General features: G+C 67.9%; 14 protein-coding genes. 7 read left to right on the top strand and 7 right to left on the bottom strand.

All coding sequences use genetic code 11. The annotated features are described in order from the left end of the window. Position 1: 1 nt before the first annotated feature. On the bottom strand, positions 2-751 hold the full coding sequence (locus IP90_RS05410; RefSeq protein WP_144898591.1) for an SIMPL domain-containing protein: 750 nt from the start codon (positions 749-751) through the stop codon (positions 2-4). 119 nt (positions 752-870) lie between these two features. Here IP90_RS05410 and IP90_RS05405 point away from each other — a divergent pair, with 119 nt between their 5' ends. The 4 genes from IP90_RS05405 to tldD all read left to right on the top strand — a co-directional run bounded on the left by IP90_RS05405 (position 871) and on the right by tldD (position 8,654). Beyond that, entirely contained in the window at positions 871-1,521 is a 651-nt protein-coding gene (locus tag IP90_RS05405; RefSeq protein WP_144898590.1) for a Maf family protein, read from the top strand. Beyond that, entirely contained in the window at positions 1,518-3,116 is a 1,599-nt protein-coding gene (locus IP90_RS05400; protein WP_144898589.1) for an Rne/Rng family ribonuclease, read from the top strand. The genes IP90_RS05405 and IP90_RS05400 overlap by 4 nt, the downstream gene beginning before the upstream one ends. Before the next feature lie 102 nt (positions 3,117-3,218). Continuing rightward, positions 3,219-7,037, top strand: a complete 3,819-nt coding sequence (locus tag IP90_RS05395; RefSeq protein WP_144898588.1) for a YhdP family protein — start codon at positions 3,219-3,221, stop codon at positions 7,035-7,037. A gap of 177 nt (positions 7,038-7,214) precedes the next feature. Beyond that, entirely contained in the window at positions 7,215-8,654 is a 1,440-nt protein-coding gene (tldD, locus tag IP90_RS05390) for a metalloprotease TldD (RefSeq protein WP_144898587.1), read from the top strand. Between the two features lie 62 nt (positions 8,655-8,716). On the opposite strand, the gene yjgA is transcribed toward tldD, so the two are convergent. Beyond that, positions 8,717-9,277, bottom strand: a complete 561-nt coding sequence (gene yjgA, locus IP90_RS05385; protein ID WP_144898586.1) for a ribosome biogenesis factor YjgA — start codon at positions 9,275-9,277, stop codon at positions 8,717-8,719. 122 nt (positions 9,278-9,399) lie between these two features. Here yjgA and pmbA point away from each other — a divergent pair, with 122 nt between their 5' ends. The 3 genes from pmbA (at position 9,400) to IP90_RS05370 (ending at position 12,252) form a co-directional block, all read left to right on the top strand. Then, complete coding sequence (gene pmbA / locus IP90_RS05380) at positions 9,400-10,761, top strand: metalloprotease PmbA (protein WP_144898585.1); 1,362 nt, start codon at positions 9,400-9,402, stop codon at positions 10,759-10,761. Between the two features lie 63 nt (positions 10,762-10,824). Further along, the gene (locus tag IP90_RS05375) at positions 10,825-11,247 is read left to right on the top strand and encodes a DUF4870 domain-containing protein (protein WP_144898584.1); all 423 of its coding nucleotides are present in this window, start codon (positions 10,825-10,827) and stop codon (positions 11,245-11,247) included. A 606-nt stretch (positions 11,248-11,853) separates the two neighbouring features. Beyond that, positions 11,854-12,252: a DUF4870 domain-containing protein gene (locus IP90_RS05370; RefSeq protein WP_144898583.1), complete on the top strand. Its 399-nt coding sequence runs from the start codon at positions 11,854-11,856 to the stop codon at positions 12,250-12,252. Positions 12,253-12,303: 51 nt separating this feature from the next. Here the strand turns inward: IP90_RS05370 and IP90_RS05365 are convergent, their stop codons facing one another. The 5 genes from IP90_RS05365 to tilS all read right to left on the bottom strand — a co-directional run bounded on the left by IP90_RS05365 (position 12,304) and on the right by tilS (position 18,170). Further along, positions 12,304-13,632 carry a M48 family metalloprotease gene (locus tag IP90_RS05365; protein ID WP_158635283.1) on the bottom strand — a complete coding sequence of 443 codons (1,329 nt, stop codon included), beginning with the start codon at positions 13,630-13,632 and terminating at the stop codon, positions 12,304-12,306. Further along, positions 13,617-15,473, bottom strand: coding sequence for a CHASE2 domain-containing protein (locus IP90_RS05360; protein WP_144898581.1), 1,857 nt, complete (start codon positions 15,471-15,473; stop codon positions 13,617-13,619). The genes IP90_RS05365 and IP90_RS05360 overlap by 16 nt, the downstream gene beginning before the upstream one ends. A 142-nt stretch (positions 15,474-15,615) precedes the next feature. Next, a complete protein-coding gene (locus IP90_RS05355; protein ID WP_144898580.1) occupies positions 15,616-16,494 on the bottom strand; it encodes a polyprenyl synthetase family protein in 879 nt (292 codons plus the stop codon). Then, positions 16,487-16,738 carry an exodeoxyribonuclease VII small subunit gene (locus tag IP90_RS05350; protein ID WP_144898579.1) on the bottom strand — a complete coding sequence of 84 codons (252 nt, stop codon included), beginning with the start codon at positions 16,736-16,738 and terminating at the stop codon, positions 16,487-16,489. Before IP90_RS05350 ends, IP90_RS05355 begins: the two co-directional genes overlap by 8 nt. A gap of 118 nt (positions 16,739-16,856) precedes the next feature. Further along, positions 16,857-18,170 (bottom strand): tRNA lysidine(34) synthetase TilS, encoded by a 1,314-nt coding sequence (tilS, locus tag IP90_RS05345; RefSeq protein ID WP_144898578.1) that lies wholly within the window; start codon positions 18,168-18,170, stop codon positions 16,857-16,859. Positions 18,171-18,219 lie beyond the last annotated feature (49 nt).

The following is an 18,219-nucleotide window of genomic DNA, read 5'->3' as shown; positions in this document are numbered from 1 at the left end:
CTCAGCGTCCCAGCTCGTACACCACGTCCAGCGTGATCGACAGCGTGGTCTCGCCCGGCGACACCGAGGTGTCCGCCGCGTAGCCGGCCTTCTCCGCGCGCGCCATCGCCATCATCGGCACTGGCCGCGGGAAGCCGCCGCTGTTCTCGGAGATGCTGACCACGCGGCGCACCTTCAGTCCCATCGTCTTGGCGTACATCTCGGCGCGCGCCTGCGCCTTTTCCAGCGCCGCGCGACGCGCCTCGTCGTAGGCTTCCTCGGGCTTGTCGACTTCGAAGCTGGGGCCGTTGACCTGGTTGGCGCCCTGCGCGACCAGCGTGTCGAGCACCTGGCCGAGCTTGGCGATGTCGCGCACCTTCAGGCTGACCGTGTTGCTGGCCTGGTAGCCGGTGATCGCCGGCGCCTGGTTCTCGACGTACTTGTACTGCGGGCTGACGCTGATGCCGCTGGTCTGCACGTCGCGCTCGGCGATGCCGGCGGCCTTGATCGCGGCGACCACCTTGGCCATCTGCTCGGCGTTCTGGCGCATCGCTGCATTGGCATCGGCCGCCTGCGTGACCACGCCGGCGGAGATCGTGGCCACGTCCGGGACGCGCCTGGATTCGGCCTGGGCCGAAACGGAGAGCAGGGTGCCGTCGGTGGGGATCGCATAGCCGCCCGGAGCGGCGGTCTGGGCACAGGCGGAGGTCATCAACAGGCTCGTGGCAAGGGCGGAGGCAAGCAGCAACGGACGCAAAGCGGCAAAACGCATGGAGGTCTCCTCGGGGATGTGTGACAGGTTGTTCGGATTGCAGTTAACGGCCCGTGAGCCGGGTCGGGGTTAAGCGCGCGGCGGGCTTGGCCGCGGTGGCGCGGGTTATTCTTCCCCGGATGCTTTATCTCGCCTCGAAATCCCCCCGACGCTCGGAACTGCTGGCCCGCCTGGGCCTGGATTTCGGCCTGCTCGACATCGACATTCCCGAGCACCGTGGCCCCGGCGAAGCGCCCGAGGATTACGTGCGCCGCGTCGCCCGCGAGAAGGCCGGCGCCGGCCTGCTGCGCGTGGTCGCCGTGGCGAATGCCGTCGTGCTCGGCGGCGACACCGAAGTGGTGCTGGACGACGAGGTCTTCGGCAAGCCGCGCGATGCCGCCGACGCGGCGGCGATGCTGCGGCGCCTGTCGGGACGCAGCCACCGCGTGCTGTCCGCGCTGTCGCTGGTGTCGGCCGGCCGCGAGGCGCAGTCGCTGTCGTTGTCGGAGGTGACCTTCGCCACGCTCGACGAGGACGACATCGCCGCCTACCTGGCCGGCGACGAATGGCAGGGCCGCGCCGGTGCGTACTCCATCCAGGGCCGCGCGCAGGCCTTCGTCGCGCACCTGTCCGGCAGCTACTCCGGCGTGATGGGCCTACCGCTGTACGAGACGGCGCAGCTGCTGCGGCAGTTCGGGATCAAAGGCAGGGTCGACGGCCAGGGCGTTGGACGGCGCGATGTCGTCCAGCCCCCAGCCCCCAGCTCCCAGTCCCCGGCACACTCGCCATGACCGAAGAGATCCTGGTCAACGTCACCCCGCGCGAGACCCGCGTCGCCGTGGTCGAGAACGGCATGCTGCAGGAACTGCACATCGAGCGCGGCTGGCGCCGCGGCGTGGTCGGCAACATCTACAAGGGCCGCGTGCAGCGGGTGATGCCCGGCATGCAGGCCGCGTTCGTCGAGATCGGACTGGATCGCGCTGCGTTCCTGCATGCCAACGACATCGTGCGGCCGGTGCCGGTCAACCATGGCGAGGGCGCCGACGAAGCACCGCTGCCGCCGGCATTGCCCAGGCCGATCACCGAACTGGTGCGCGAAGGCCAGGAAGTGATCGTGCAGGTGGTCAAGGATCCGATCGGCAGCAAGGGCGCGCGCCTGACCACGCAGCTCAGCATTCCGTCGCGCTATCTCGTACTGCTGCCGCAGTCGCGCGTGGTCGGCGTGTCGGCGCGGATCGAGGACGAGGCCGAGCGTGCGCGACTGAAGACGCTGGTGTCCGAACTGGCCGGGTTCGCGCGGCCGTCTGAAGCGGCGGTATTGGAAAGCATCGGCATCGCTCCGCTGGCTGACGCCACGGTCGCCGACCTGGTGCGCGAAGCGACGCCGGCAACCACGAAGCGTGGTGCCGAACAAGGCTACATCGTGCGCACCAATGCGGAGGGCCAGCCGGCCGAGGCACTGGCGGAGGACATCGCCTACCTGAGCCGCGCCTGGGCATTGGTCGAACAGCGTTCGCGCGATGCGCGCGTCGGCGCGGCCGTGTACGAGGATCTCAACCTGCCGATGCGCGCGGTGCGCGACCTGATCCGGCGCGACGTGGAGAAGGTGAAGGTCGATTCGCGCGAGACCTGCGACAAGCTGCGCGAGTTCGCCGCGCAGTACATGCCGGGCCTGGCCGAGAAGATCGAGCACTACGGCGGCGCGCGTCCGATCTTCGACATGTACGGCGTCGAGGACGAGCTGCAGCACGCGCTGGAAAAACAGGTGCCGCTGAAGTCCGGCGGCTACCTGGTGATCGACCAGACCGAGGCGATGACCACGGTCGACGTCAACACCGGTTCGTTCCTGGGCCAGCGCAATCTCGAGGAAACGGTGTACCGCACCAACCTCGAGGCCGCGCAGGCGGTGGCGCGGCAACTGCGCCTGCGCAACCTCGGCGGCATCATCATCATCGACTTCATCGACATGGTCGACGTCGAGCATCGCCGCCAGGTGCTGCGCACGCTGGAGAAGTCGCTGGTCAAGGACCACGCCAAGACCACCGTCTACGACTTCTCGCCGCTGGGCCTGGTCGAGATGACGCGCAAGCGCACCGTCGAAAGCCTGGAGCGGCAGCTGTGCGAGCCGTGCCACGAATGCGGCGGGCGCGGCATGCTCAAGACCAGCGAGACGGTGACCTACGAGATCTTCCGCGAGATCACCCGCGCCGTGCGCCAGTTCGAGGCCGCGCGCCTGCTGGTGATCGCGTCGCCGAAAGTGGTCGCGCGCATCACCGACGAGGAATCGGCGGCCGTCGCCGAACTCGAGGAGTTCCTCGGCAAGTCGATCCGCTTCCAGCCGGACGAGCAGTACCTGCAGGAGCAGTTCGATGTCGTGCTGCTTTGAGGCCGGGATTCGTGATTGGGGATTCGTGATTCGTAGAAGCACGTCCTTCCCAATCACCAATTACCAATCACCAATCACGGCAAAGCGCGGAGCACCACGCTGATGCGCTGGCGCCTTCACCTGCGCTCGCTGCATCGGGGCTTCTGGTACACGCTTGCCATCGTGCTGGTGCTGATGGCGCTGGTGGCTGGCGTGACCAGCCAGCTGTTGCCGCTGGCCGAGCGCCATCCCGACAGGATCGCCGCGTGGTTGAGCGAGCGCGCGCAGCGGCCGGTGACGTTCGACCACGTCGAAACGCAGTGGACGCGACGCGGACCGCTGTTGCGGCTGGATGGACTGCGCATCGGCGAGGGCAATGAGGCCTTGCCGATCGGCACCGCGGAAATCCTGGTCGCGCAATACGCAGGCCTGCTGCCGGGTCGCTCCTTCACCGAGCTGCGCGTGCGTGGCCTGCATCTCACCCTCGAGCGCGCCGACGACGGACGCTGGTCGATACGCGGCCTGCCCGGGCAGCGACCCGGCAGCGATCCGCTGCGGGCGCTGGAAAAGCTCGGCGAACTGCAGGTGATTGACGCCAGCCTCGCGCTGGTGGCGCCTTCGCTGGGCATCGATGCGCGCGTGCCCGACATCGACCTGCGCGTGCGCGTGGACGGCAGCCGCGTACGTGCCGGCGCGCGTGCGCGGATGCGCGACGATGCCGCGCCGCTGGATGCGGCGATCGATTTCGACAGCGAATCCGGCGACGGCCGCATCTATCTCGCTGCCCGGCAGGCCGACCTGGCGGTGTGGTCGCCGATGCTGCGTTTTGCCGGTGTTTCCGTCGATGGCGGCAAGGGCCGCGGCGAGGCCTGGGCCGAACTGCGCGGACATCGTTTCATGACCGTGACGGTCGACGCGGCGATCGAGCAGTTGGCACTGCATGGCGCCACGACATCGGATATGCCGACGCCGCCGCGCGTGACATTCCAGCATCTGCAGACGCGCGCGCGCTGGCGGATCGCCGAGGGTGGATGGCGCTTCGATGCGCCGCGCCTGCGCATCGGCAGCGGCAACAGCGAGCAGTCGCTCGATGGCCTGGTGCTGGCCGGCGGGCAGCGTTATGCCGTGCTGGCCGACCGCGTGCAGGTCGCGCCGCTGCTGTCGGTGATCGCCCTGAGCGACCGGCTCGATGCGGGCCTGCGGCGTTGGCTGCTGGCGGCGAAACCGGTGGCGGGCCTGGATGGTGTCGAGATCGCCGGCGTTCGTGGTGGCGCGATGCGTGCGCAGGGACGGATCACGGCGCTGGGCTTCGCGCCGGTGGGCAACGCGCCGGGCCTGAGTCGCCTGTCCGGCGATTTCGTCGGCGACAGCGACGGTTTCGCGCTGCGCCTGGATCCGCAATCGGGCTTCGTGTTCGACTGGCCGCGTGGATTCGGCGTGCCGCATCCGGCAAGCCTGCGCGGCACGGTGGCCGGTTGGCGCGAAGGCGACGGCTGGCGCATCGGCAGCGGTGACCTGTACGCGCGCGGGACCGATTTCGGCGTGCGCATGCGTGGCGGCTTGTGGTTCCAGGGCGACGGTACGCGGCCGTGGATCGACATCGCCGCGCAGCTGGACGAATCGCCGGTGGCTGCGGCCAAGGGTTTCTGGGTGAAACACAGGATGTCGCCGGCAACGGTGAACTGGCTCGACGCCGCACTCGTCGGCGGCCATGTGCGCAATGGTCGCGCGGTGGTGTCGGGCGATCTCGACGATTGGCCCTTCCGCGACCGCGACGGCCTGTTCCAGGCCGACGCCGACCTCGCCAATGCCACGTTGAAATTCCAGCCCGACTGGCCGGCGGCCGAGTCGCTCGATGGCAGGCTCAGCTTCGTCGCCGACGGCTTCACGGTCGAAGGCAAGGCTTCCATCGCCGGTGTCGGCATCGACAAGCTGCAGGCCGGCATTCCGCGCTTCGGCAAGGCCGAGCTGTCGGTGCAGGCCGATGGTGCGGGCGACGCCTCCAAACTGCTGGCCCTGCTGCGGCAAAGTCCGTTGCGCGAGGAGCATGGCGAGACGCTCGACAGCGTCGCGGCCAGCGGACCGGCCCAGCTCACGTTCGGACTGTGGCTGCCGCTGCATCGCGAGGCCAAGGGCGACAAGAAGGTCGAAGGCACGGTCGAACTGGCCGGCGCGAAACTGTCGGACAAGCGCTGGCAACTGGCGTTCGACGACGTGCGCGGCCGCGTACGTTATGGCCATGGCGGCTTCGATGCAGAGCGGCTGCAGGTGATGCAGGAAGGACAGCCCGGCAGGCTGTCGCTGCGCGCCGGCGATTTCGTGCGCGATGCGCGCCAGGCGTTCGAAGCGGAACTGCAGTCGAGCATGACCAGCAAGGCGCTGCTTGATCGCGCCAGCCAGCTGGCCTGGCTCAAGCCCTGGCTCGACGGCCGTTCGCAGTGGACGGCAGCGGTGACGATCCCGCGCGCCGCCAAGGGCCAGGCTGCGGAGCCAAGCCGGCTGCAATTGCGTTCCGACCTCGTCGGTACCGCGCTCGATCTGCCGGCACCGTTGTCCAAGGCCGCTGGCGTGCCGTTGGCCACGACGATCGACGCCGCGTTGCCGCTGGACAGCGGCGAGGTCAAGGTGTCGCTGGGCAAGCGGCTGGCCCTGCGTTCGCGCAGCAGCGGCGACCGCACCGGTGTGCGGATCTCGCTGGGCACGGGTACGGTCGCGGAACCACCGCCGGCATCGGGCCTGATCGTCGGCGGGCGCGCGACCACGCTGGATGCGATCGACTGGTTGTCGCTGGCGCACGGTGCCGGCGGCGAAGGCGCGGGGCTGAAGCTGCAGCAGGTCGATGTGGTCGCCGACCAGCTGAAACTGTTCGGCTCCTCGTTCGCGGACACGCGCCTGCGGGCCGCGCCGGAAGCGGGCGCCACCCGCATCCGCGTCGATGGCCCGGCGCTTGCCGGCAGCCTGTCGGTACCGGATACGCAGGGCGCACCGGTCAGCGGCAGCTTCGAACGCGTGCACTGGCGCTTCGCCAGGCCGCGTATCGCGCCCAAGGCCGACGCCGAAGTCGTGGCGGCTGCGCGCGCGGACGACGTCGACCCGGCCAAGGTGCCGGCGCTGTCGATCGACATCGCCGATTTGCGTCTCAACGATGGCGTGTTCGGCACGGCGAAGCTACGTACCCGGCCGGTCGCCAACGGCATGCGCATCGAACAGCTGCAGACGCATTCGCCGAAGCAGCGCATCGACCTGGAAGGCGAATGGCTCGGCCAGGGCGCGGCCGCCCGCACGCGGCTGGGCGTGACCGTCGACAGCAGTGATGTCGGCGCATTGCTGGCCGGCGCGGGATTCGGCCAGCAGGTCGATGGTGGCAAGGGCAGGATCCGCTTCGATGCGCAGTGGCCGGGCGCGCCGTCGGCGTTCAAGCTCGGTGCGCTGCAGGGCAGGCTGACACTGTCCGCCAGCGACGGCCGCCTGCTGGAAGTGGAGCCCGGTGCCGGCCGCGTGCTCGGCCTGTTGAGCCTGACCCAGTTGCCGCGCCGCCTGATGCTCGATTTCAGCGACTTCTTCTCCAAGGGTTTCGCCTTCAACGAAATCGCCGGCAACATCGAGTTCGGCGAAGGCCATGCGCGCAGCGACGACCTGGTGATCGACGGCCCGGCCGCGGAGATCCGCATCCGCGGCGGCGCCGATCTGCGCGCGCAGCGCTTCGACCAGACCATCGAGGTGCTGCCGCGTACCGGCAACCTGCTGACCGTGGCCGGCGCCCTGGCCGGCGGGCCGGTGGGCGCGGCGATCGGCGCGGCCGCGAATGCCGTGCTGAACAAGCCACTGGGCCAGATGTCGGCCAAGACCTATCGCGTCACCGGCCCGTGGAAGGAACCGAAAGTCGAGGTGATCGGCCGCGAGCAGGGCCTGTCGCGCGTGCAGCGCCCATCGTCAGGTTGATTCGATGGCGGCAAGCCCGCATGTTGTGTCCTGACGCGTTTTTTTTAAGCCGCATGTTTGAGTTTTGCGCCTGCTTTTAAGCCGCCATTCCCGCCGCGCTCATCCTGAGCCTGTCGAAGGACGCGGGAATGACGGCCAGAAGCGTGGTCGCTCATCGCTAATTTCTGGAACTCTCGAATGACCCAAGCCCTGACCATCGCCGAATCCCGTTTGCTGCTGCCCGCCGGCCTCGACAGCCAGGGCCTGGATCGCGCCTTCGGCACGCTGCTCGGACCGGGCATCGACTTCGGCGACCTGTATTTCCAGCACGCGCGCCGCGAAAGCTGGAGCGTGGAGGACGGCATCGTCAAGGACGGGGCGCATTCGATCGAGCAGGGCGTCGGCGTGCGCGCGATCAGCGGCGAGAAAACCGGCTTCGCCTATTCCGACGACATCAATTCGCAGGCGCTGCTGTCGGCGGCGCATTCGGCGCGTGCGATCGCCCGCGACGGCAACGAACATCCGGCGCATGCGCTGGTGCGCGGTCAGCACCGCGAGTTGTATGCGCCGCAGGATCCGATCGACGTGCTCGACAACGCCGAGAAAGTGGAAGCACTGCGCCGCGTCGACAAGCTGCTGCGCGCCGCCGATCCGCGCGTGCAGCAGGTGATGGTCAGCCTGTCCGGCGGCGTCGACACGATCCTGGTCGCGCGCAGCGACGGCGTGATGGCCGGCGATGTGCGGCCGCTGGTACGCCTGAACATCCAGGTGATCGTCGAACAGGACGGGCGCCGCGAGTCCGGCTTCTCCGGCTATGGCGGCCGTTATTCGTATGCGGAACTGCTGGCCGATGGCAAGCCGGAAAAATTCGCGCGCGAAGCCCTGCGGCAGGCATTGGTCAACCTCGAAGCCATCGACGCACCGGCTGGCGTGATGCCGGTGGTGCTCGGTTCCGGCTGGCCCGGCGTGTTGTTGCACGAAGCGGTCGGCCACGGACTGGAAGGCGACTTCAACCGCAAGGGCACGTCGACCTACGCCGGCCGCATGGGCCAGCGCGTGGCATCGCCGGGCGTCACCATCGTCGACGACGGCACGCTGCCGGGACGCCGTGGCTCGTTGAACATCGACGACGAAGGCACGCCGACGCAGTGCAATACGCTGATCGAGGACGGCGTGCTGGTGGGTTACATGCAGGACACGCTCAACGCGCGCCTGATGGGCGTCGCGCCGACCGGCAACGGCCGCCGCGAATCGTTCGCGCACCTGGTGATGCCGCGCATGACCAACACCTACATGCTGGCCGGTCAGCACGATCCGGAAGAAATGATCCGTTCGGTGAAGAAGGGCCTGTACGCGGTCAACTTCGGCGGCGGGCAGGTCGACATCACCAGCGGCAAGTACGTGTTCTCGGCGACCGAGGCCTACCTGATCGAGGACGGCAGGATCACCGCGCCGGTGAAGGGCGCCACGCTGATTGGCAACGGTCCGGAAACGATGCAGAAGGTGAAGATGATCGGCCACGACCTGGCGCTGGACGAAGGCGTCGGCGTCTGCGGCAAGGACGGCCAGAGCGTGCCGGTGGGCGTGGGCCAGCCGTCGCTGCTGATCGAAGGGCTGACGGTGGGCGGTACGGCGTGAAAGGCCGGGAATCGGGAATCGGGAATGGAGAATCGGAAGAGCGGGGCGTCGTTCGTCGCGGCTTACTCGCCGTCCTCGATTCCCGATTCCCGATTCTCCATTCCCGACCCTTCGAACAAGTCGCGCAACTCGCGGAACAGTTCGCGATAGCTGTGTGGCGGCTTGTTCTTCGCCCGTTCCTCCCCGGCGTTGCGGATCAGCTGCCGCAGGCGCTGGCGGTCCGCATCGGGATGGTCGGTGAGAAGTTCGGCCAGCGCGCTGTCGCCTTCGGCGAGCAGGCGTTCGCGCCAGGCTTCGGCGCGATGCAGGATCGCGGTCTCGCGACGAGAAGCTTCGCCGCCGGCATCCAGCGCATCGCGGATTGCGTCCAGCGTGTCATCGTCCTCGCGACGCATCTGTTTGGCGAGGAACGCCAGCTGTCGTTTGCGTGCGATCGGCGAGGTGATGCGTTGCGTCTCGGCGATATGCGGGCGCAGACCGTCCGGGATCGGCAGCTTGTCCAGCTGGCCCGGGCTCAGCGCCACCAGCTGCTGGCCCAGCGCCAGCACGTCCAGTGCCGAGCGCCGTTGCTGGCTGCGGCTGGGGCCGAGGAATTCGCCGCTGTCTTCGTCGCGTCCGCGCATGAATCACCATCGTCATTCGAAGCGTAGCGAGGAACCTGTTTGTTCGTCGGCCACGGTAAAAACAGGTCCCTCGGCCCTCGGCTTCGGGATGAAAGAGCATATCGAGCAGAAAGGATAAGCCATTGAACGCAGTCATTACCCAAATCCAGGACGACAGCCAAGTCCGCCTCGACGCGCTGGCGGCGCTGTCGCAGCGCCTGCTGGAGCGTTGTCGCGCCAATGGCGCAAGCCAGGCCGAAGTCAGTTGCAGCGAGGAACGCGGGCTCAACGTCAACGTGCGCATGGGCGAAGTCGAGACGGTCGAATCCACGCGCGACCGCGGCATCGGCGTCACCGTCTACTTCGGCCAGCGCAAGGGCAGCGCCAGCACCGCCGACCTGCGCGAGGAGAGTCTGGAGTCGACCGTGGTACAGGCCTGCGCGATCGCCCGTTACACGGAGGACGATCCCGCGTCCGGCCTGGCCGATGCCGAATTGATGGCGCGCGAGCAGCGCGATTTCGACACCTGGCATCCGTGGGCGCTGGAAGCCGACCAAGCGATCGATCTGGCCCTGGTCTGCGAGGCGGCCGGTCGCGATGCCGATCCGCGCATCGGCAATTCCGATGGTGCGTCGGTCGGTAGCGGCGAGAGCCTCAGCGTGTACGCCAATTCGCATGGCTTCATCGGCCGCGACCGCGACACGCAGCACAGCATCGGCTGTGCGCTGATCGCCGGCCAGGGCGAGGCCATGCAGCGCGACGGCTGGTACAGCACCGCGCTGTCCGCGGACGGGCTGGAACCAGCGGCGGCGATCGGACGTCGCGCCGCGGAACGCGCCGTGGCACGACTGGCGCCGCGCCAGATCCCCACCGGCGCATACCCGGTACTGTTTTCGGCGGAAATCGCGCGCTCGCTGGTCGGCCATCTGCTGGGCGCGGTGTCGGGCGGAGCCTTGTATCGGCGCGCGAGCTTCCTGCTCGACAGCGTCGGCACGGCGTTGTTCCCCGCGTGGCTGTCGATCGAGGAGCAGCCGTTCCTGATGCGTGGCTTCCGCTCCTCTTCATACGACGCCGAAGGCGTGGCCACGCGCGAGTCGGCGCTGGTAAATGACGGAGTGCTGCAGCGTTACGTGCTGGGCTCGTATTCGGCGCGCAAGCTCGGCCTGCAGACGACCGCCAACGCCGGCGGCGTGCACAACCTGGCGGTGTCGGCCAATGCCGGCGGGTTCGAGGAGATGCTGCGCGGCATGGGACGCGGACTGCTGGTGACCGAACTGATGGGGCAGGGCGTCAACAATGTCACCGGCGATTATTCGCGCGGTGCGGCTGGTTTCTGGGTCGAGGACGGCGCCATCGCCTATCCGGTCGACGGCATCACCATTGCAGGCAATCTCAGGGCGATGTTCGCCGGCATCGAAGCGGTCGGCAGCGACGTCGATCCGCGCTCGCACATCCGCACCGGTTCGATCCTGGTCGGGCGGATGACAGTTGCCGGCACCGATTGACGTATTCTGCTCAAAGGGCCTGCGCATCGCGGGCCTGGCCATCCAGTCAATAGGGAAGCGAGCATGAGCGATTTCAACGACGTCTTGACGCCACCGCCAGCGCCTGCAGGAACACCGGGCGCCGAGGAGCGCCAGTGGGCCATGTTCGCGCATCTGTCGGCGCTGGCCGGCGGGCTGGTCACTTCGGCCATCGGCGGCTGGGGTTTTTTCCTCGGTCCATTGATCATCTGGCTGGTGAAGAAGGACACCATGCCCTTCGTTGCCGACCAGGCCAAGGAAGCGCTCAATTTCAACATCACCGTGTCGGCGATCTTCGTCGTCCTGCTGATCCTGACGGTACTCAGCCTCGGCATCGGCGCGTTGCTGACGGTACCCGTGATGCTGATCGTGGGCCTGGGTGCGCTGGTGCTGATCATCATTGCCGCAGTCAAGGCGAACAATGGCGAGGCTTATCGTTATCCGTTCACGCTGCGATTGGTGAAGTAGGGCCGCGCCTTGTAAGCGTCTCACCTGCACTTTATGGCGGGACTTGCTCCGCTTTTTGCTCTTGCTTAGCCGTCATCCCCGAGAAGGCGGCGACCCAGTGACTTTGCCTTTGCTTTTGAAGGTAGCTCAGCGTTTGCCAACCTTTCAGGTCGGTTTTTCCGCCTGCACCGCAGTCGGGTCACTTTCTCTTGAAGGGGCCAAGAGAAAGTAACCAAAGAGAAGGCCCTTCCTCGACAAATCAATCCGGCGATTTGGGTAGTGGCTCGCGATTTTCCGAGGACCGCAAGGCGCAACGGGAGCTTCGTCGGGGAAGACCCTTTTCTTTGGTTACTTTCTTTTGGGTCAGCAAAAGAAAGTGACCCGCACGCGCAGCGGGCGGAAGCTCTGCCCGAAGGGATGCATATTCATTGCAACCTCCAAAAAGGCGACAGCAAAGTCGCTGGATGACCAGCCATTCGGCCGTTGAAAGCCCCGCCTGCGCGGGGATGACAGCGGGAAGCAAGAGCCCAGGGCCTTGCCCCGCGGGTAGGTCGAAAGTTCACTTGCGCGTATCGCGCCAGGCCCCAATATCGGGTTGTACCGGAGTGGTTCCGGCGGGAGTCGACCATGGAAAACGACGTACAGACCCTCAGCCCCAGCCTGAGCGACCGCCAGTGGGCGGCAGGTGCGCATGTCACGGCGCTGGTGCTGGCGCTGATCACCAGCTGGTTTGCCGGGATCGCGGGAACGCTTGGCGCGCTCGGCGTGTGGATGCTGGTGCGCGACAAGTCCCCGTTTGCCGCCGAGCACGCCAAGGAGGCGCTCAACTTCAACCTCAGCATGTTCCTCTACGCGGCCATTGCCGTGGTCGTGGTGATCTTCACCCTGGGCATCGGCATCATCGTCGCGTTGCCGGTATGGCTGGTGCTGGGACTGGTGTGGCTGGTGTGCAGCCTGATCGCCGCGTTCAAGGCCTACGACGGGCAGAGCTATCGTTATCCGCTGACGATCCGCCTGTTCCGCTGACGGACGCCGGATGCGGGCGGCACCGCCGTCCGCGTCCATTGCCTCCCACTGTCATTGCCGGTCGGTATAACCGGCCAAGGCGCGGTTGCCGTTGCGGTCGATCTGGTCGAGCCGGTCGTCCAGCGCCGGATGCGTCTTGTACAACTGCGTCAGGCGCGACGACCTGTCGCCGAGCGCGGTCATCTTCTGCAGCACCGAGTACAACGCCAGCGGGTTGTAGCCGGAGCGGGCGAGGTAGACCTGCGCGGCCTCGTCGGAACGGTATTCGGCGCCGCGATCGAGGCCGGTCAGCATGATCGCCGCACCGTTCTTCCCGACGTAGTCCATGGCATAGCTGCCGGCAACGCCGCCGCCGACATCGACCTGGCCGCGCACGATATCCGTGCCGGCGGAAGTCAGTTCCTGCTTGCGGATCACGTTGTAGTGGTCGCGCTGCACGATGTGGCTGATCTCGTGGCCGAGCACCGCGGCCAGCTCCGCGTCGCCGTCGAGCAACTGGTACAGGCCGCGGGTGACCAGCACGTAGCCGCCGGGCGCGGCAAATGCGTTAATGTCGGTCGAGTCGATCACGCCGAAAGTCCACGGCAGCTCCGGGCGGCTGCTGTGCGTGGCGACCCAGCGTCCGATCGTGTTGACGCGACGCTGCGCGGCATCGTCCTGCCACAGCGGGCGGGCGCCGAGAATGCGTGCGGCCAGCTCCGGTCCCAGCGCCAGCTCCTCGTCGGATTGTTCGGCTTCCGATTTGGTGGCGCTCTTGCTGGCGACATCGATCACCGTGCCGGCATTGCCGGTCAGGCCGCCGAAACGCGACAACAGGCTGCGCGCGGCGGCAAGTCCACCGCGCTTTTCGGCCTGGGTCATGCCATTGCCGGCGTCTTTCGATGCCGGCTGGGCTTCGCCCGCATACGGCACCTGGGTATCGACCAGCCCTTGGCCTCGCGCGTACTGCGCGGCGTCGGTGGGCGTGACGCGGTACGACTCCATCCGCGCCAGCTGCGCTCGGTTGGGATAAGCGGTGCGCAGTTCGTTCTGGTCGAGGCCGCGCACGCCGGCGGTTTCGCTGGCGCGCCCGGCACCTGACTTGCCCGCGAACTGGATGCCGCTGCCGCTGCTGTCGACGCCCGCGTAGGCCACGCGCACGTCGTTGACGCGGACGTAGCCGGGTTTGCCGGCATCGAGCGTGAGCTGGTACCAGAGGCCCTGCTGCGAGGCGATCCTGACGGCGTCGTTGCGACTGAGCGTGGCCAAACGCGGCGTGTCGAAATCGGGACCGCTGTGCACGTCGACGCGAGGCTTGCTGACCACGGCCGGTATGTCCGTGGCCTGGCCGGCGGCCATCGTGATCCCGCAGCAGGCGAACAGCATCAGGACGTAGCGCATGGCGGCTCCCCGGTGGATCCAGCATCTGTTCTGAAGAACGTATTCGACGCAGACAGCGGCCATTCCGCCGGATCGTTGAGGTCCTGTCCGAGCAGTTCGCGCAGGCGCAGACGCTCGCCGCGCTGGCTGTCGTCGCGACCGTCGTCGATGGCGGCGGCGACCACGCAGACCCGCACGCTGCCGTCGGTATCCAGGCGATCGTCCTGGTCGTTGAGATGCTGGTACAGCGCATCCAGGTCGCGTTGTGCGATCGCGTGCGCGTCGGCCTGGTCGCTGCCTTTCCAGACCAGCACCATCAGGTCGTCGAGGATGTCGTGCAGCCAGCTCTTGCGCTCGACCACGCCCTCGATCATCACCGCATCGCAGCCGGCGTAGAGGAAGCGCCGCAGCCGTCGCCGGTATTCGCGGCGCCGACGCTTGGCGGCCTTGGCGTCGAGCGCAGGATCGGGCACGAAGCGCAGCCGCGCCATCGCCAGCCAGGGATGCCGGTTGGCGTCGTATTCGACCCGGTAGTCCGCGTTGCCGATCGCGCGTCCGCGCTGTATTCCCGCGTACATGCGGCACAGGCCGAAGCACAGGCTGACGAAGGCGAGGCTGGCGAAGATGTCGAAGAAGAACGCGAAGAACGTCAGCCCCACGAATGCGGCCAGCAACAGCAGCAGGTTGGTGGCGACGAACACCGAGTCGACATCCTCGTGCGGTTCGCCGCGCCAGAACGCGAACGCGGTCAGCAGCACCAGCGCACCGGCCAGCAGGTACTTCAGCCAGGTCGGCGGCATGCGGATCGCGCTGCCGGCGACCAGTGCCTCGGTGGCTTCGGCGAGTACCTCCACGCCCGGCATCACCGGATCGACCGGCGTCGGCTTGGCATCGTTGAGCCCGGAGGCGGTGTACCCCACCAGTGCGACCTTGCCGCGCAGCGCAGGCATCTTGCTGCCGGCGTCGCGACAGATCGCGCTGCCGCCTTCCAGCAGGTCGGCGGCACTGACATGTGGCAGGCGACTGTCGCGGCGCCAGTTGGGACGCACGCTCGCGGCCGGTGGCTGTCGCACGTGCGCGCCTGCGGCAATCGCCAGTTGCAGCGGCAGCGAAGCCAGCGCCCAGTCGCCGACATCCTCGCGCAGCGGAATGTCGCGCAGCACGCCGTCCTCGTTGCGGGTGACGTTGACCAGCGCGCTGTGGCGGGCCAGGTGTTTGCCGTAGGGCAGCTGCATCGCGACCTGCGGATTGTCGCGCGGTGGCCGCACCACCGCGAAGGCGCCGGGCGCATCGACCATGTGCAGCAGCGCGCCTTCGTCGTAGTCGCGATGCAGGCGGATGGATGCGAACATGAAGCGGCTGGCGCCGCCTTCGGCCATCGCATCGAGTGTGGCGTCGCCCTGCGGATCGTCCGGCGACGGATCGACGAACAGCACGTCGTAACCGACCGCGCCGATGCCGCCGCGATCCAGCGCATCGAGCAGGTCGGCATGGCGTTGCCGGTTCCAGGGCCAACCACCTTCGCCGCGCGACCGGAAATGGGCGATCGAGCATTCGTCGATTTCCACCACCACGACACGGCCCGATGGTGCCGGCTGCCACGGCCGCCAGCGCACGACCTTGTCGAAGATCGCGTCCTCGACCGCGCCCAGCGAACGCTCGTGGCTCCAGTCCCAGGCCAGCCATCCGACCGCTGCGCAGGCCAGCAGCGGATAGAAGACGAATTTCAGGCGCAGCGTGAGCCGCGACAGCGGTCGGCGATAAGCGCGCTCCACCCGCGACCAGTTGTCCATGAAGACGATCGCCGACCTGGCCATGGCGGCGTCGATCCAGATCAGCAGCAAATGGCGAACCCGCTTCACCCTCGATCCCCTTCGCGCGATTCGTGCCCGATGCACGACAAACGCGGAAAGCGGGGAGAATCTGCCAAGGGCTGGAAGCCGCTCCGATGACAGCCGCTCGCGCGACCACTCACACAGGAAATCCTGCGTTGTTCAGGCGCCTTTAGTGACTGCGCTCGATCACTTTGCGTGCCAGCGCCGCCAATGCAGCGGTGCGTTCGCCAAACGGCGTCAGCGCCGCCGCCATTTCGTCCGCCAGCGCCTGCAGCCGCGCACGCGAGCCATCGATGCCGAGCTGGGCGGGGAAGGTGGCCTTGGCCTGCGCGGCATCCTTGCCGGCGGTCTTGCCCAGCGTGGCGCTGTCGCCTTCCACGTCGAGCAGGTCGTCGCGGATCTGGAAGGCCAGGCCCAGTGCATCGGCATAGCGGTCCAGTTGTGCGCGCTGGCTGTCGTTCGCGCCGGCCGCGATCGCGCCCAGGCGCACCGATGCGCGCAGCAGCGTACCGGTCTTCATCGCGTGCAGGCGCTCCAGCCCGGACAGCGACAACGCATCTCCGCCGGTGGCGTCGATATCCAGCGCCTGTCCGCCGCACATGCCGCGCGTGCCGGACGCGACGGCCAGTTCGCGCAGCAATGCGACGCGCACGTCGTCGGCGAACGGTGACCCGGCGAGCAGTTCGAACGCGAGCGACTGCAGCGCGTCGCCGGCGAGGATCGCGGTGGCTTCGTCGAACGCCACGTGCACGGTCGGTTTGCCGCGGCGCAGGGCGTCGTCGTCCATCGCCGGGAGGTCGTCATGGATCAGCGAATAGACGTGGATCAGCTCGACCGCCGCCGCCGGCGCGTCGAGCGCGGCGGCTTCGGCGCCGAATGCGGTGCCGGTGGCATACGCCAATAGCGGGCGGATGCGCTTGCCGCCGTCGAGCGCGGCGTGGCGCATCGCGGCGTGCAGCCGTTGAGGCGCTTCGGAAGCGGCGGGCAGTGCGCGTTCCAGCGCGGTTTCGAGCCGTGCGCGCCAGACGGCGAAGTCGGGCTCAGGCATCCGGCTGGAATGGTTCAGCCGAAGCCGGGTCGGTTGGATCGCTGAGCAGGCGCACGCGCAACTCCGCCTGTTCCAGCGCCTGCTGGCAGCGACGATAGAGGCCGACGCCGCGTTCGTACGCGGCCAGCGATTCCTCCAGGCTCATTTCGCCGTGCTCCATCTTCTCGACCAGTTGTTCGAGCGCATCGAGCGAGTGCTCGAAATCGGCGACGGGAGAGGTTTCGGTGGCGGGTTTGCGGGGCATGGGCAGAGAGTTTAAGCCATAGCGCCGGCCGGATAGGAATGGCCCGGGCTCATTTGTACTGCGCGGCTTGCAGCGTCGCCTGTGTGATGCGATGCCACCCGGCCGGACAATCTCCGTTCTACGCCGTCGGCGCGCTGGCGGGAGCCCACACCAGCCGTGCACCACGCGCACGCAGCCAGGCATCGAAGACTGCCGAATACAGCAGGTCTCCCGCGGCCAGCAAGGTGTCATGGCTTGACAGCAGCGGCAACCGCGTGCGTTCCCACGGCGGCACGCCCAGATCCTGCAGCGCGTGTTTCAGCGCATGCGTGTGGCCACGGCCGGGCAGGACGATGCGCTCACCGCCCTCGCGTGCATGCACGCGTACGGGCTCGTCGAAACCCGCGGTGCCTTCCAGCGTCAGCTCGCCTCCATCAGGGAGAGCCAGCGGTGCGCGGCCGTCCCATCCGCTGGTCCAATCCTTCGGCAGCGGTTCGCGTCGCCAGTCCGCATGCAGGATGTCGCGCCAACGGCGCACCACGGCGCCGGACCAGGCGAACGCGGCGTCGCTATCGGGTGCGGCGGCGAGCAGGTCGTGCTCGATGCGCGCGACGCCTTGTGCGGGCAGCGGTGGCAGCGCGAGTGTTTCGATCCAGCGGCGCAGCACGCGCGCGCGTCGCGGCCTCGGCAATGCCTGCAGTCGGTCGACATCGAGCGCATTCGGATCGACGCTGCGAACTCCCGCGAGTGCATGCGCATCCTCGTCGGCGAGCAGCGTCGCGGCTTCCGCGCACAATGCCGCGCTCACGGCGAACGCGGCATCGGCCTGCGGCCAGCGTTCACGCAGCAGCGGCAGCACGCGATGGCGCAGGAAATTGCGATCCAGGGACGGGTCGGCGTTGGTGGGGTCGTCGATCCAGCGCAGTCCGTGCGCCTGCGCGTACTCCAGCAATGCCGTGCGCGGATGATCGAGCAGAGGGCGCCACAAGCGGCCACGTCCGAAAGTTCGACGGCGTCGCATCGCACCGAGGCCGTCGGCGCCGGAAGCACGCAGCGCGCGCAACAGGAAAGTCTCCGCCTGGTCGTCGCGGTGGTGCGCCAGGACCAGCACTTGATCCGTACCGAGTTCGGCCTCGAACGCACCGTGGCGTGCATGCCGCGCCGCTGCCTCGATGCCCGTGCCGCTGTCGCGATCGACTTCGACGCGCGCGATCCGCAGCGACACGTCGAGCGCATCGCACAGCACTTGGCAGTGCATGGACCACGCATCGGCCTGCGCGTGCAGGCCGTGGTGAACGTGCAGGGCACGCAAGCCGCGTGCGCGTGCCGTCGGCAGCGCCGCCAGCGCATGCAGCAGCACGCAGGAATCCAGGCCGCCGCTGAGCGCCACGATCAATCCGCCTCCGCCGCACTGGCGAAGGTCGGAGTCGGAAACAGGCGCGGCAACCGTCATGGCGACATCGTAGCGTGCGCTGCGCGTACGACCGCCGTATCGGACTCTT

Origin of the sequence: Luteimonas cucumeris (assembly GCF_007830035.1) — a bacterium.
Classification (GTDB): domain Bacteria; phylum Pseudomonadota; class Gammaproteobacteria; order Xanthomonadales; family Xanthomonadaceae; genus Luteimonas_C; species Luteimonas_C cucumeris.
Note: the sequence above shows the minus strand (reverse complement) of the source record. Positions and strands in the feature narration are given on the sequence as shown.

Coding starts and splice junctions, on each gene's coding strand:
- IP90_RS05410 (WP_144898591.1), bottom strand. CDS start 751: ATGCGTTTTGCCGCTTTGCGTCCGTTGCTGCTTGCCTCCGCCCTTGCC.
- IP90_RS05405 (WP_144898590.1), top strand. CDS start 871: ATGCTTTATCTCGCCTCGAAATCCCCCCGACGCTCGGAACTGCTGGCC.
- IP90_RS05400 (WP_144898589.1), top strand. CDS start 1,518: ATGACCGAAGAGATCCTGGTCAACGTCACCCCGCGCGAGACCCGCGTC.
- IP90_RS05395 (WP_144898588.1), top strand. CDS start 3,219: ATGCGCTGGCGCCTTCACCTGCGCTCGCTGCATCGGGGCTTCTGGTAC.
- tldD (WP_144898587.1), top strand. CDS start 7,215: ATGACCCAAGCCCTGACCATCGCCGAATCCCGTTTGCTGCTGCCCGCC.
- yjgA (WP_144898586.1), bottom strand. CDS start 9,277: ATGCGCGGACGCGACGAAGACAGCGGCGAATTCCTCGGCCCCAGCCGC.
- IP90_RS05375 (WP_144898584.1), top strand. CDS start 10,825: ATGAGCGATTTCAACGACGTCTTGACGCCACCGCCAGCGCCTGCAGGA.
- IP90_RS05370 (WP_144898583.1), top strand. CDS start 11,854: ATGGAAAACGACGTACAGACCCTCAGCCCCAGCCTGAGCGACCGCCAG.
- IP90_RS05365 (WP_158635283.1), bottom strand. CDS start 13,632: ATGCGCTACGTCCTGATGCTGTTCGCCTGCTGCGGGATCACGATGGCC.
- IP90_RS05355 (WP_144898580.1), bottom strand. CDS start 16,494: ATGCCTGAGCCCGACTTCGCCGTCTGGCGCGCACGGCTCGAAACCGCG.
- IP90_RS05350 (WP_144898579.1), bottom strand. CDS start 16,738: ATGCCCCGCAAACCCGCCACCGAAACCTCTCCCGTCGCCGATTTCGAG.
- tilS (WP_144898578.1), bottom strand. CDS start 18,170: ATGACGGTTGCCGCGCCTGTTTCCGACTCCGACCTTCGCCAGTGCGGC.